Here is a 13,569-nt window from a genome sequence, read left to right on the forward strand (position 1 = left end):
AGCCAGCTATAGCATGTATGGACACGGAAAGTTTTCGGAGCTACGCTGTCGGAGAAGCATGCGTCACTTCGGTGCCACACGATGCGAACGCGCGGCGATGTCGGGCCATCCCATCGTAGGGCCTCGAACAGCGGGCCTCAATGCGCCGCCTGCTGCACCGCCGCAAGAGGGGCAACAGAAGGTTTCGCGGCTGTCGACCGAAGGTTCTCAAGAGGCTTGCACGAGGAGCCGGAAATGCGTGTCGTGGTCCTGACGAATCAAAAAGGTGGCGTCGGCAAGTCGACGCTGAGTGTGCTGCTTGCCGAGTGGCTCGCAGAGCGGCACCGACTGCGGGTCGGCGTCATCGACCTCGATACGCAGGCCAACGCTTCTAAATCGCTCGCCCGTTTCGCCAGCGGGCGCGAGGCCGTCGAGTTCTTCGAGCCGCAAGCGACTGCGGCCATCGCGTCGGCCACGCCATGCCTCACGCTCTTCGCAGGAACCAAGCGGCTGGCCGATCTGGAACTGGCAAGGCCCGAGCTGATCCTGCCCGTCTTTCGCCGACAGGTCACGACGCTCGCGGAGTCCTTCGACTTCCTCGTGATCGACACACCGCCCTCGCTGGGGCTGCGCATGAGCGCCGCACTGATCGCGGCGACGCATGTGGCCTGCCCGATCGAGCTCGAGGAATACAGCATCGACGGCGTCACCGACATGCTCAAGACCATCTTCGGTATCCGGCGGCGCTACAACGCCGGATTGCGGCTGGCCGGGCTGCTCGCCAATCGCTACAACCCGCATTCCGTGCGCCAGAAGGCCGCGCTGCACGATCTCGTCGCCCATTACAGCGAGTTCGTGATCCCAGCCAAGATCTCCACCCGCTCGGCGATCCCCGAGGCACTGGCCGCAGGCGTGCCGCTCTGGCGCCTGGCAAAGAGCTCGGCGCGCGACGCAGCGGCCGAGGTCGCCGTGGCGCTCGACCTGTTGATGCAGCGCATCGACGGCGTGGAGCCGGCGAACGCCGTGCAGGAGGGTCCGTGATGGACGGCATCGAAGCGCTCGACCTCAGCGCCCTCGCGCAGTTCAGGGCCAGTGCATTGCTGGCGGAGATCGACGTGGCTTCCACGTCTTCGCCCATCGGGTTGCTCCAGATCGAGCTCACGCGGATCGACCTCGACCGGCGCCAGCCGCGGCGCACGCTCAGCGAGGCCAGCCTTGCGGAACTGGCCGAGTCGATCCGCCTGCATGGTGTGCTCGAGCCGATCTCGGTGCGCCCCCACGCCGACATCGCGGGCGGCTATGTCGTCAACCGCGGTGAGCGGCGCCTGCGCGCGAGTCGGATGGCGGGACTGGTGAGGATCCCGGCGTTCCTCGATGAGCGCATCGATCCCTATGCACAGGCCGTGGAGAACCTGCACCGCGAAGACATGTCTCCGTTCGACGTGGCGCTCTTCATTGCCGAGCGCGAGCACGAAGGGCACACCAGGGCGGAGATCGCCCGTCGCCTGGGCAAGCCGCGTTCCTTCGTCACCGAGATCGCAGCATTGATCGACGCCCCGGCCGCGGTGCGGCAAGCCTTCGAGGAAGGTCGACTGGGCGCCGACCTGCGCGTGTTGTACCGGTTGGCCGGCGCCCTCAAGGAGCGTCCGGAGCAGGTCGCTGCGGTGCTGGCCCAGGCGGGTCCGATCCGTCGCGCCGACGTGGACGCGCTGCTGGCAGTCGCGCGCCCGCAGCCGGCCGCTGCGGACCGTTCGCCGGCCACCGTCCCGATCCGTGCCGGCGGCGTTGTCAGCGCGGGGCGCACGGTGCTCGTGGTCGAGCACAGCGGACGGCGCGGCTCGTTGCGCCTGAAGGCGCACGACAGGGACGTCGGCGAGGTGCACTTCGGCGATGGCAGCCGCACCCTGGTGCGGCTGGTCGAACTGAGGCCCCTGTGCTGGGCCACCGAGGAGTAGGCCCATGAGTCGCTCCATGATCGATACCCGGGCGGCACGCGCTGCGAGAAGGTCTCGGCGCCTGGCTCGGCCGCTTGCGCTGAGGCTTCTGCTTGGCGTGTGCTTCGTGGCGCTGCAGCTGCTTCGCATCACCTGCTGCGCGCTGCTCGTGCTGATCGAGCCCGTGCTGCGCGCGACCTTGGTGCCGATCGCGTATTTGAGCTTTCTGGTGACGCTGATCTTCGGCTTCCTGATCGGCGATCCGCGCTTCCCGCGCTGGGGCATGCTCGGCTTCTCGGTCGGCACCCTGATGCTCTATTGGCTATTCTTGGGCCTGATGAGCCTTTTCATGACCTTGCCCCCCGACCATGACTGTCGTTGACGAAGCGCTGCTGGAGCGTGTGGCGCGGGAGCGCCGATTCGATCCGCGCACGCTCGAGATCGCGCGGCGATTGTTCCTCGGCAACGATTCGGCCAAGATGCTGTCCACGGAGTACGGTGTGATTCACCAGCGCATCTATGCGATTCGTCGCATGGTGCAGGAAGCCGTCCAGAGCTATGGCCTTCCCGACGGATGGTCGGAAGTCACCTTGAGCGGTCCCGCGGACCTGGTGCGCGCAGCCAAAGCGCGGTTCGAGAGGCAGAAGCGTGCGCGGCTTCGCTCTGAGCAGTGACGCGGGCTGCTGCGGCGACGCACCGGTCAGAGTTCTGGCGAGGACCCGAACCGCTTCCCTGGAGCGCTCGACAGCGATGACAAGCCGCTGCAACTCGATCCCGATGGGGCTGACGCTTCCTTCAATGCGGGCCGGCTGCGGGATGAACTCGACCACCGGCAACGTGCCATCCGATACCTCAGGGCCGACGCCCCTCACGATGACCAAGGCAGGGACGGGTGCCCGGCGCCTCGCTGGCGGACGCCTCGAACAGCTTGTCGACCGCTTGCACCGAGCGCCCGAAGCATTTCAGCGAGCGATGGACGTTTCTACATGCCCATGATCGCGCCGAGCGTGCGTGCGAGGACGCCCTGAAACACCACCTTGCCGCCGACATAGGCCAGGCATATGCATTCGCCAGACGCCGGTACTTCGGGCTGGTGGTGCACCGTGTCGTCGGTCTCGTCGAAGTCTCCGGCCGCGAAGTGGTCGCGGCCATCGTGGAAGCGGCCGTACAGCACTTGCGTCAACTCCATGCCGGCGTGGGTGTGCATCGCCAGCTTCCGGCCGGCGCCGATGCGCAGCAGGAAGAGCTTGGCAGCCGGGTCTGCCGGCAGCGTCACGCGGCTCCAGCGCATACCGGGGCCGAGCCAGCGCCAAGGGGTCGCCACGCAGTCGCTCAGCGCCCGAGGCCACTGCATGCCTTCCGGTGGCCGAGGAAGGCGACCCTCGGTCTGCGTCGCGGCCGGCGCGCGTTGCGGCGCGTCGATGGCCGCCATCGTGCGGGCCAGCGCGTCGGGCGACAGCGTTTCGGGCGCCAGGTTTTCGAGCAGCGCGCCGCCCGCGGCCTCCAGCACCTGGAGGCGATCGCGGCAATGCGCGCATGTTTCGACGTGGCTGGCCGTGAGGACGGCCACGCCGCTCGTCAGGTTGCCGGCCGCCAGGCCAAGCAGCAGATCGTCCGCTGGATGATGTTGGGTCATGATTCGATGCCGTTGAGCAGCCGGCGCAGTTGGTTCACGGCGAGTCGAACGCGCGACTTGACGGTGCCGAGCGGTATTCCGAGTTCCGCGGCGATGCGTGCATGAGGCCGTTCTTCAAAAAAGGAAAGGCGCAGCACCAGCGCCTGTTCTTCGGGCAAGCGGGCCATGGCCACGCGAACCCGCGATTCGCGCTCCCGTGCGAGCACATGTTCGTCGAGCGCGGGCTGGGTGTCCGCCTGGGCTTCGGCATCCTCCTCGGCCCCGTAGACCAGCCGGGCGTCCTGCCGCCGAAAGTAGTCCACGCGCAGGTTGCGGGCGATGGTGAAGATCCAGGTGGATACGCTGGCGCGTTCCGGATCGAAGGTGGACGCCCTGCGCCACACGTTGACCATCGTCTCCTGGGTGATCTCCTCGGCCAGGGCGTCGCCCGTGCCGCCGAGGATCAGATAGGCCTTGACGCGCGGGGCGAAGTGCTTGAAGAGCACGGCGAATGCCTGCCGGTCGGATTCGACAGCCACGGCCCGCGCCAGGCCGGTCAATTCTTCGCTGGTCGGCATGGCCTTCCGATGGGAATGGGTAGTCACGATCGACAGCCGTGAGGAGCGTTGCGCTGCGATCTGCGAGGCCGACATCGATGGCTGTGCAGCAGGTTCCATATGCAGCTGGTACGGTCCGCGCGGGAAATTAGATCACAGCACGACGTGCAGACGAATGAATCCGTCCGGGGCCCGGGCGGCCAGAGGTGGCAGCGACACCCGGCAGCCGGACGATCGGCCCCCGAGCCTTGCCGCCCGGCCCGAAAGGCGTGATCGTCGAGCTCCGTTGCGCGACGCCGGTTGCGGAGGCGGTTGACTAGATGACGTCCTGGGGGGCGGCCACGACCCGGTGGTACCTGGCCATGGCCTCGGGCTCGACACCGAGCCAGCGCGCGACCTGCTCGCTGTCGGCTCCGCGTCGGAGCTGACGCAGCGCGAACGTGTGCCGCAAGCGAAACGACCCGCCGTCGGCGGCATCGAGCCCCGCCTCGTCGAGCACCTGCTTGGCTGCCTTGTAGTGGGACTCCTTGCTCCAGGCCTTGCCGCTGCGGGTGGAGGGAAAGAGAAAGTGGCCCTCGATGCGCGCGTCGGCGCGCACCCGCAGCCAATGTTGCAGCAGATCTCCGGCCCACGGCGCGATCGGCGCTTCGCGCGCCGGCGAGTTGCCGTTGCCCGGAACCGCCACCTTCCAAGGCCGCTCGCGCACGCGTCCGCCCTGCGAGGTCGGTCCATCGAGCGTCAGCACGCGCACGTCGCCCGGGGTCAGCCCGGCGCCCAACTGCAGTGCGACGGCCGCGCGGTTTCGGACCTCCTGCCAGCTGAACGACGCCTGCGCGGCCCGCCTTTCTTCCGACAGGTGCGGCCGTGGCCGTGCGTGCGACAGAAAGATGATCAGTTGCTTGGTCTCGGACACCGACAGGAATTCCGGCAACGGATCCGAGGCCGCGGCTTCTGCGTAGCGGATCTCGGGATTGGCGGCGATCCAATCGGCCGCGACCGTGTTGACGGGGGTGTCCGTGACGGCCGCGTGGTGGCGCAGGACACGATCGATGAGCCGCAGCAGACGCAAGGCGTGGCGCGGGGACAGCGACAGGTCCGAACTCTTCATGCCATAGCGCTCGGCCTGGAAGGCCTGGAGATCGCGCGCGTCGAGCGCCTCCAGCGTGACGGCAGGCGACTGGCCGAGGCACCACGCAGCAAAGGCCCCCCACATGTCCCGATAGACCTCGACCGAGGACGCCAGCCGCAGCGAGCCCTGCGCCTGCTGGTCATGCAGCCAGCGCTCGAAGGCCAGGCGATGGCCTTCGCGGGGGGCATCTTCGAAGAGGGGAAGTGACGTCATAAATACACTAACGGCACGGGTTGGTGTTTCCTGACTTTGGAGGAGGTTTTAGTAGGGTGAGGGAGTGGCGATCTGGATGCCGTTAGTGTAATTGACGTGGGTGTCCAGCATGACTTCCTCCTGCCGCTGCTCGAAGTCGCTGCCTGGGGCTCCTTGCGCTCGACTCTGAGGAAGCACTCGAACGGCACGCTCATGCGCTCGGGATCGATCTCGGTCACGTAGAGGCAGAAGCAGATCGCCGAGCGGGCGGCGCCCCTGGCCCTGGCACGGGATGCCTCCGCTCGCACGCCCAGCGCACGATGCCTCCACCCATCAGGAAGTAGGCCTCGTACTCGAGCTGCCGGATGGCGCGTGCGAATGCAGGCACCGGAGACGCAGCATTCGTCGGTGAGCGCGAACGCGGTGAAGAGCTCGGCGGCGCCGACCGACCAGGAAGCTGTGCTTGGAGCGGGATAGCATTTCGCGTGGAGCGGCGGGGTGTCGAGCATACTGGATAACAGTACAGTATTTAACGCGGCAGGTCTCGACAACAATACTGGTTGTGCGTACAGTACTCTACATGGACCCTGTCGCCGCCGAGATCTGGATCGCTGCGTGTGCACACGAGCTGCACCGGCGCTGGCGCACGGTGGATCCAGAGCAGCTCGACGAGATCGCGGCCGACCTCTGGGACGACGAACGCCTGCGCGCCATGTCGCCCGTGTCGGCGGCTGTCGAATGGCTGGCCCCGGTGGCGCATGAACCGAGGCCCCGCACAATGCGCTGATGTGCAGCCACTATCAAGCGGAAAAGCGCCGCAGGCAGATCGAGAAACACTTCGGCATCCGGTTGCCGCCCGACTGGGAGCCGCCGCCCGGCGGCCTGCACATCTACCCGACGCAGATGGCGCCGTTCATTCGCCGGCCGCCCGAGCGCGAGTCGGGCGACGAGGCGGTGCCGGACTTCGAACTGGTCGAGGGGCATTTCGGTCTGTTGCCCGGTTTCGCCAAGGAGGTCCGGTACGGCGTCAACACGTACAACGCGCGCACCGAGACTGTCCGCGAACTTGCGAGCTTCAAGAACGCCTGGGCTAAGCCGCGGCACTGCATCGTGCCGTGCGAGGCGATCTACGAGCCGGACTGGCGCAGCGGCCAGTTTGTGCCGACGCGCTTCACGGCCGCCAACGACGAGACGCTCGGCGTGGCTGGTCTCTGGTCGCCGTGGAAGAACCCCGAAACCGCCGAGTGGGAGTTGAGCTTCGCGATGCTCACGATCAACGCCGACACGCATCCGCTCTTCAGGCTCATGCACCGGCCCGACTTGAAGCGCCCGCCGGAGATGCAGGACAAGCGCATGGTCGTGATCCTGCCGCAGGCGCAGTACGGCGAGTGGCTCGATGCACCGCCCGAGCGCTCGATGGAGTTCATGCGGAAGTTTCCGGCCGAGCGCCTGGGTATGGTGGCCGAACCGCTGCCGCCGAAGGAGCCCAAGCCGAAACCTGCCCGGGCGAGGAAGGCGCCGCCGGAAGAGCCTTCGCTTTTCTGATTGTTGCAGGAGACCTTCTGCCGATCGGCCTGGCGTTCTACCCCGGCGAGCAGTTGCGCTTCGTCGTCAGTTCCCGCCATCTCCTCGGCACCCTCATGCCAGCCATTGAAGAGTACGTGCGCGCCAACAGTGGCCAGCACGTCATCCATACCGGGGGCGAGCACGCGTCGTACCTTCAGTTGCCCGTCCAGCTTCGGCCGTAAAGGTAGCGACACGCGTCACGCCAGCAAGAGACGCAAAGCGGCCGCCGACCGGATGCTGCAGGGTCTCTCAGACAACTACTGGGGATGGATGTCGGCAAGGCGAATGGAGCGTGAGCTGAGGAGAGAGATGCAGAACCAGGCTGCGGCGCTTGCTCGGTAGCAGCAAACCACCAGTCTCGACTATCGCTTCGGAGCACGAGTGATGCGCAGGATATGGTGTTCCCTGAATTCGAAGTCCGGAACATCCAGGTCGGCCATCTGCAGCAGCTGCGCGTCCTGGTCCGCGTATTGCTTGATCGCGCGGCCAGCGTAGTCCCATTCGCCAAAGCGGCATGGATCGCGATAGCCGCCTTGCCACGGGCGCACTGGGGCGTAGCGGTCCGCGCCCTTGGGCACGTGTTCGACCTCGCATCCGTCGGCCGGGTTGAGCAGGGAGTAGACGAAGAACGACGGACGCTCGGCCGCGATCGGACGCTGGTTCCAGGTGTGGACCGTTTGCGCCTGAAGATCATCGAGCATCACATCGGTGGTTCGAACGAGAGCCAGCGGTGTACGTTGGAAGGTGTAGAACTTCGGGCTGCCAGTCGGAACCTCCGTCAGGTCGATGTCCAGGTAGGCAGCTTCCTTGCGTTCCATCCCCGTCATCCAATAGACGAAGGCAATCCAGGCACCCGTGGTGACCAGGAAGGCGATCACAAGCAGAACGCGACGGAGGGTCATTTCGTATCGAGGGAAGTCAGCAAGAAGATGAAGCCTTGAGGACTGGATCGGGCTCCGCGTCCATGAAAAGGATGATCCCACGCTGCTCTGCGTGAGCGACTGCTTCTGAATGTCGCGAACCGGCGTTCCGGGCCCGAACTTCCGCTTCGATGGCTAAGAGATCGGACGTTCGATCCTTTGAAGGCACGGCGCCAGAGCGCAAGCATTCGGGCTATGACTGCAATACCTTGGGACCGGAAGTCGATACCAAGGTGTCCTTCGCCATTGAGCGCCCGGAGTCGGCCCCACACCATGAATTCACGCTACTGAAGGGAAGGACAGCCACCGCTGCTGCATTGCGGCCCTCCAAGCCGATGCTGCAATGAACTATTGCCGCGAAGCATCCAGCGCGCCGCCCACGATGAGCGAAAAATCACCACCCGTTGCGATCAGTGTTGTTGGGCCGAGGCCGGCCTGCGCAAAGAGCGCATCGAATTCGACATGCGTGCGCTCCCGGCCTGTGAGCGCCACGAGCATGTTCAAGTCGGACCGAACCGTGACCCGGTCGGCGGTGGACGCGTCAGGCCGGCGCGACATGGTCCGCTCGACGGCGATGACCGTTCCGCCTGGTCGCATGGCGTCGCGGCAGTTCGCCAGAATGCGGATGGCCCGCTCGTCGTCCCAGTTGTGCAGGACGCTCTTGAGCAGGTAGATGTCGCCCCCTTCGGGGACAGCGCGGAAGAAGTCACCGCTCTGGATGCGACAGCGATCAACCAGGCCGGATCGCTCGAATGCATCGTGCGCCCCGGCGACGCCGGCTGGCAGATCGAAGAGAATGCCGCGCGCCGACGGGTTGGCTTGCAGTACCGTTGCCAGCAGCTCGCCCTGACCGCCGCCCACATCGACCACGCATTCCGCCTTGCCGGTCGGGATCGCCGCCACGACGGAGGCCGCCGTGCGTCGCGTCATCTGCACCATGGCCCGATGAAACAGCGCGGCGGCGGCCGGGTCGGTATCGAGGTCGCCGAAGCCTTCCTCGCCAAGATGGCGCTGCTTGAAGCTGCGTCCCGTGCGGACGCTCTCGTGCAACTCGCCCCACCTTGCCCAGTGCGGTCCACCCACCAGCAAGGCCCAGGCACGCAGTGACTGCGGGTCGTCGTCGCACAGGAGGCGACCCATGGGCGCTAGGCCAAACTGCCCCGCGTCCGTCTCGACGCACAAGCCGAGCGTGGCCAGCGCGCGCAGCAGCCGGCGCAGCGACGGCGCGTGACACCCGGTTGCACCGGCCAGTTCATCCAGGCTGCAATTGCCTTGCACCAAGTGGCCAGGAATGTCGAGTTCACAGGCCGCGCGGACGACCTGCGTCGTCCAGTTGGCGTTGATCAAGGCGAGCAGCTCCGTGCTGGGGTCCATCATTCCATCCTGATGCCGGCTTCCCGGATCACCTGGCCCCATCGCATGTTCTCGCTGCGGATGAACTCGCCGAAAGCCTCAGGCGTCATGAGGCCGGGCTCCGCACCGCCGCTGGCGAACCAGGCGCGAGCCTCGTCGGTAGAACTGACGCGCGCGATCTCGGTGTGGATGCGATCGACAACCGGCCTCGGCGTGTTAGCCGGCGCCGCGATGCCAGTCCAGCCGGCGAACTCATAACCCCCAACGCCGGCTTCGGCGATCGTCGGAACCTCCGGCAGCGAAGGCGATCGCGTTGCGCCGGTCACGCCCAGTGCACGCAGTGATCCGGTACGCACATGCGGCAGCTGCGCCGTGAGCCCTTCGATGACCCATGTAACCTGCCCCGCAAGCAGCGCGCCCATCATGGCTCCGCCACCCTTGTAGGGAACGTGGACCGCGTCGATGCCCGCTGCCCGCTTGAACAACTCGCTGGCCAGATGCGGCGGCGTGCCGACGCCCGGCGAAGCAAAATTCAATGCACCCGGCTTCGTCTTGGCCAACGCCACGAGTTCGCGCACCGAGTTCACCGGCACGCCTGGCGCGACCGTCAGCAGCAGGGAACCATGGCCCCACCGCGTGATCGGCGCGAAGTCGGCCAACGGGTCGTAGCCCGTGCGTGCGAAGAGATAGGGATTGAAGGCCGCCGTGCCTTGGTGGATCAGCAGCAGCGTGTAGCCATCGGGAGCACTATGCGCAACGGCTGCGGCACCGATGTTTCCACCGGCCGCGGCATTGTTCTCGACGATGACGGGGTGCCCGAAGGCGCTGCCCAGGCGCTCCGCCAGCCAGCGCGCCCGGATGTCCGTCACGCTGCCGACGCCGCCGGCCACGATCTTCAGGGGCCGCGTGGGCCAGGGGGCAGGCTGGGCCTGCGCAACCGCTGCGCCGGCGGCACCAAGCCCCGCGGCGGCCAAGGCGGCCAGAGAGAAGGAACGGCGTCCGGTGTTCATCGTGAGCTCCTTGTCGCAACGAACGGATGCGCTCAATATGACCGGCGGCAAGCAGGAAGGGAATACTCCAACGCGCGCCGGCGGCCTCAACCAGCGGTTGAGGCGTCGAGCGGTCGAGCATTGTTAAGGGAGCCGGCATGGACAAACTTCGTTCGCTCAAGTACTTCGTCGCCGCGGCGGAGACCTCCAGCTTTTCCGCCGCCTCGCGCAGGCTGGGCGTGAGTGTGGCGGCGGTCGCGAAGATGATCGGCGCCTTGGAGCGCGAACTCGGCGTCACCTTGTTCGAACGGCATTCGCAGGGACTCGCACTCACGGCCTCCGGCGGCAACTACCTGGAGGCCTGCCTGCCCGCGCTCGAGCAACTGGCCCTGGCCGACGAGCAGGCAAGTGCCTCGACCTCGCGCGCCCGAGGCACCGTCGTGGTCGGCGTGCAGCCGGTGATTGCGCAGGAGTGCCTGACGCCTGCCTTGCCGCGATTTGCCGCCATGTACCCGGAGATCCAGCTGGACATCCGCTACTTCATGCGGGTCACGGATGAGCAGGTTCGCGGCGTGGACGTCTTCCTGGTGATGGGCTGGCCGCAAGCCATCGGCGACCTGGTGCTGCGTCCGATCGGCGCCACCGGCTTCGTCGTGTGTGCCGCGCCCGCCTATTGGGCGGCAAATGGCATGCCACGGCACCCGAGTGAGTTGGAGCATCACAACTGCATGTGCATTCGCTCGAACCATGGATCGGTCATGGACCTGTGGAGGTTCCGGCGCGGGGATGAACAAGTGTCGATCACGGCGGGCGGCTGGCTGACGGTCGACAACGCCCATCGGGACATGGTGCGCGATCTGGCCATCGCCGGCGCGGGTGTGGTCCGGGTGCTCGACTGGCACAAGCGGCAAGGCCGCGAAATCGCGAGCGGCATGCTGGTTCCGGCCCTCACCGACTGGGAGATGGACGTGGAGGTACCGCCGGTCAACCTGCTGTATCCGCCAAGCTCGCGGCGCATCGCTCGCGTCAGGTTGTTCATGGATTTTGTCACCCAGCTTTTCCGCGACATCGAGCAGCAAAGGGAGTTTCGTTCGCCTGCTACGTCCATGCCGCGTTGGGCCATCGGGCGCCGCTCCCGCGCGTCGGCGGCGTTGCGAGCAGACGGGGGTTGAAATCTCTCATCCGGAGAATCAAAGTGTTCTGGCTGGAGAAGCGGCAAAGTTGCGAGGGCCAGGGCTGGGCGGGCAACGAACAGTTTCCGCCGCCGACACCACGGCCAAGACAACTTGGCGGGTCCGCTCCACCATGCCGTGTGCCTCGAGAAAATAGCTGCGCCGGAGCCGCTTCACCTTGCGACCGGTCATCGATTCTGGGATCTTCTCGGCTCTGAACGACCGGAACCGGCATCAACGCGCGAATTCTCCCGGCGAGAGGGAAGGGCGCGCTGCGTAGCAGCTGTCCGAGCATTGGACCGGCGGACGGGCTAATGCCTGCTCGGTTCGGAAACTGCACATAAATACACTAATGACAGGCTAAACGCCCAGCGATAGGATTTTCGACAAGGCGGGAGACGGGAACACTTCGGAGGATCTCGGCGATGTTGCCCAACGGAGCTATTCATCGATTTGAGTACGACGGTTGGAACGTATCGGTCGAGCTCACTGGCTCGACTTCCGAGGGGTTCATGAGCGGTCACGCAGACCTTCAACGACGAGCTGAGCACAAATGCCGAATCGCCTTGACCGGCAAACACAAGGACGGCGCGAGCGCAATTGCCTCCTTGGCCGAGAGATCGCGTCAGTACATCGACCGGTGGAACACTCAACGCCAAAGCGATGGGTCGGTTTTCGTAGACTTGTAGGAGGAGAGCTTCTCGAAGACGCTTGCGGTCGTGTGCGAGCCCAAGCGTCACTGCTGTTCTTTCGCGGGCAGCCAGGCGCGTGTTTGACGTCCTCGGACAAGCCCAATAAGGCGGTGACGTTGCCAATGACGTCGTTCGCACTGGCCCCTTCAAGCGCCGCCGTCGCACGGTCGCAAACATGCTGTTGGCCGCGAAACCTCGTCGTGCCGCATGTCCGCCGTTGATGGCTGATGCTGGCTCGCGACGGTGTAGGCCGCAGGGCACCGGCGCTTGCGCAGGGGTTATGTCATGGAGCGAGCGATGGCTGTCGTGCAATTGATCGGGGGTCTCGGATTTCCTGATCAAGCCGGTCACGGAACTGGTGCTGCGCGAGGCCGTTGAGACGGCCCTTGTGCGCGCCAGCATGCAGCGGCCGCTTGTGGCTTTTCCAATTTGAGGTTTAAGCCCCAACGCGAACTCAAGACTGCATGCCGAAGTTCAAGGTGCTCCGCCGAATGACGGCGGCTGATGAAAGCCAACGTTGGCAGTTTTCACGGCGGACGACGGTGCACCCCGGAACTTGCCCGTCGCAGCCTTTTTTTCACAGCGCTCGATCTGGGCGACAACGTCGGACCCCGCGGGTGGCAATGGACGATCTGACGCGGAACGCTCAAGGCTGCACTGAAAGCCAGTCCGGCGCCAGGTTACGCAATGCCGAGAGGCGCTTGCGTGTGCCCGGATGCGTCGCGGTGTCGTTGCGCCAGCCGCGATTCATGAAGGCCGCGACCACATGCCGGTCCGGCAGGTCCAAGGCGCGCAGGGTGCTCAGGGCGAAGGCGTCGGCTTCAAATTCCTGCCGATAGGCCAACGCCGATGCGTCACGGCCCAGGCGGTCCGCAATGGCGTCGGTGTGTTGCTGCTCGACGGGGCCCGGCACCCATTTCGCGTAGGTGAGGCCCATCTGCGACCAGTGGTCGAGCACCACGTGTCCCAGTTCGTGCGCGAGGATGAAGATGCGCTCGCCTTCGGGCAGGTCCGCCAGGGCAACATTGGCCACCACGATGCGGCCTTGCAGCGTCTCGCCCACGATGTCGCCGCGCACGACGCGAAGCTCGACCTTCGAAAGGGCGGGCCCGCTCAGGCCACGCAAGAGCTTCTCGAAGGACTCGCGCACCTTCAGGGCGCGTGGACTCGTGGCATCGGCCGGCGTCATGGCATCGAGCTGCTTCTGTTGTGAGACCCGCAACACCTCGGCGATGTCCGACGTCGGGCGTGTGTCCTCGCAGCGGGCCGCGCCGCAGACCAGGACCATCCACATCATCAGCAGCCATCGCATGGGCACACTCCGCGGCGCTCTAGTGAGAGAGCACCTTGCTGCGTCGCAACAAACGTGCCAGCGGGCGCCTCCCGCTCGATACGACGGCGACGCCGAATGGGATCAATCCGGGTGAAGCAAGGCATCAGGGAAAGGATGAGCTTTAGGTAGCGCGCCCTA

The 13,569-nt window shown here is 65.9% G+C and carries 15 protein-coding genes; 7 read left to right on the forward strand and 8 right to left on the reverse strand.

The window, feature by feature from the left end; all coding sequences use genetic code 11:
* The first annotated feature begins 234 nt into the window (after positions 1-234).
* From QTI24_RS21325 to QTI24_RS21340, 4 genes are all read left to right on the forward strand, one after another.
* The gene (locus tag QTI24_RS21325) at positions 235-1,020 is read left to right on the forward strand and encodes a ParA family protein (RefSeq protein WP_286603188.1); all 786 of its coding nucleotides are present in this window, start codon (positions 235-237) and stop codon (positions 1,018-1,020) included.
* Complete coding sequence (locus QTI24_RS21330; protein ID WP_286603189.1) at positions 1,020-1,934, forward strand: ParB/RepB/Spo0J family partition protein; 915 nt, start codon at positions 1,020-1,022, stop codon at positions 1,932-1,934. Before QTI24_RS21325 ends, QTI24_RS21330 begins: the two co-directional genes overlap by 1 nt.
* A 106-nt stretch (positions 1,935-2,040) precedes the next feature.
* Entirely contained in the window at positions 2,041-2,295 is a 255-nt protein-coding gene (locus QTI24_RS21335) for a hypothetical protein (RefSeq protein ID WP_286603191.1), read from the forward strand.
* Positions 2,282-2,587: a hypothetical protein gene (locus QTI24_RS21340; protein ID WP_286603193.1), complete on the forward strand. Its 306-nt coding sequence runs from the start codon at positions 2,282-2,284 to the stop codon at positions 2,585-2,587. Before QTI24_RS21335 ends, QTI24_RS21340 begins: the two co-directional genes overlap by 14 nt.
* Before the next feature lie 308 nt (positions 2,588-2,895).
* Here the strand turns inward: QTI24_RS21340 and QTI24_RS21345 are convergent, their stop codons facing one another.
* The 4 genes from QTI24_RS21345 to QTI24_RS31505 all read right to left on the reverse strand — a co-directional run bounded on the left by QTI24_RS21345 (position 2,896) and on the right by QTI24_RS31505 (position 5,915).
* Positions 2,896-3,549, reverse strand: a complete 654-nt coding sequence (locus QTI24_RS21345; protein WP_286603195.1) for a ChrR family anti-sigma-E factor — start codon at positions 3,547-3,549, stop codon at positions 2,896-2,898.
* On the reverse strand, positions 3,546-4,205 hold the full coding sequence (locus QTI24_RS21350; RefSeq protein ID WP_286603196.1) for a sigma-70 family RNA polymerase sigma factor: 660 nt from the start codon (positions 4,203-4,205) through the stop codon (positions 3,546-3,548). Before QTI24_RS21350 ends, QTI24_RS21345 begins: the two co-directional genes overlap by 4 nt.
* 196 nt (positions 4,206-4,401) lie before the next feature.
* Complete coding sequence (locus tag QTI24_RS21355) at positions 4,402-5,427, reverse strand: tyrosine-type recombinase/integrase (protein WP_286603197.1); 1,026 nt, start codon at positions 5,425-5,427, stop codon at positions 4,402-4,404.
* Entirely contained in the window at positions 5,424-5,915 is a 492-nt protein-coding gene (locus QTI24_RS31505; RefSeq protein WP_353506106.1) for a hypothetical protein, read from the reverse strand. The genes QTI24_RS21355 and QTI24_RS31505 overlap by 4 nt, the downstream gene beginning before the upstream one ends.
* 53 nt (positions 5,916-5,968) lie before the next feature.
* On the opposite strand from QTI24_RS31505, the gene QTI24_RS21360 reads away from it, so the two are divergent.
* Together QTI24_RS21360 and QTI24_RS21365 are read left to right on the forward strand one after the other, a co-directional pair.
* Entirely contained in the window at positions 5,969-6,193 is a 225-nt protein-coding gene (locus QTI24_RS21360) for a hypothetical protein (protein WP_286603198.1), read from the forward strand.
* Positions 6,193-6,951, forward strand: coding sequence for an SOS response-associated peptidase (locus QTI24_RS21365; RefSeq protein ID WP_286603199.1), 759 nt, complete (start codon positions 6,193-6,195; stop codon positions 6,949-6,951). Before QTI24_RS21360 ends, QTI24_RS21365 begins: the two co-directional genes overlap by 1 nt.
* A gap of 383 nt (positions 6,952-7,334) precedes the next feature.
* Here the strand turns inward: QTI24_RS21365 and QTI24_RS21370 are convergent, their stop codons facing one another.
* The 3 genes from QTI24_RS21370 to QTI24_RS21380 form a co-directional block, all read right to left on the reverse strand.
* Positions 7,335-7,874, reverse strand: coding sequence for a hypothetical protein (locus tag QTI24_RS21370; protein ID WP_286603200.1), 540 nt, complete (start codon positions 7,872-7,874; stop codon positions 7,335-7,337).
* A gap of 366 nt (positions 7,875-8,240) precedes the next feature.
* Complete coding sequence (locus QTI24_RS21375; protein WP_286603201.1) at positions 8,241-9,239, reverse strand: methyltransferase; 999 nt, start codon at positions 9,237-9,239, stop codon at positions 8,241-8,243.
* A gap of 26 nt (positions 9,240-9,265) precedes the next feature.
* The gene (locus tag QTI24_RS21380; protein WP_286603202.1) at positions 9,266-10,255 is read right to left on the reverse strand and encodes a Bug family tripartite tricarboxylate transporter substrate binding protein; all 990 of its coding nucleotides are present in this window, start codon (positions 10,253-10,255) and stop codon (positions 9,266-9,268) included.
* Positions 10,256-10,392: 137 nt separating this feature from the next.
* Here QTI24_RS21380 and QTI24_RS21385 point away from each other — a divergent pair, with 137 nt between their 5' ends.
* A complete protein-coding gene (locus QTI24_RS21385; RefSeq protein ID WP_286603203.1) occupies positions 10,393-11,406 on the forward strand; it encodes a LysR family transcriptional regulator in 1,014 nt (337 codons plus the stop codon).
* 1,338 nt (positions 11,407-12,744) lie between these two features.
* On the opposite strand, the gene QTI24_RS21390 is transcribed toward QTI24_RS21385, so the two are convergent.
* Positions 12,745-13,410, reverse strand: coding sequence for a M48 family metalloprotease (locus QTI24_RS21390; RefSeq protein ID WP_286603205.1), 666 nt, complete (start codon positions 13,408-13,410; stop codon positions 12,745-12,747).
* Positions 13,411-13,569 lie beyond the last annotated feature (159 nt).

Origin of the sequence: Variovorax sp. J22P240 (genome assembly GCF_030316855.1) — a bacterium.
Classification (GTDB): domain Bacteria; phylum Pseudomonadota; class Gammaproteobacteria; order Burkholderiales; family Burkholderiaceae_C; genus Variovorax.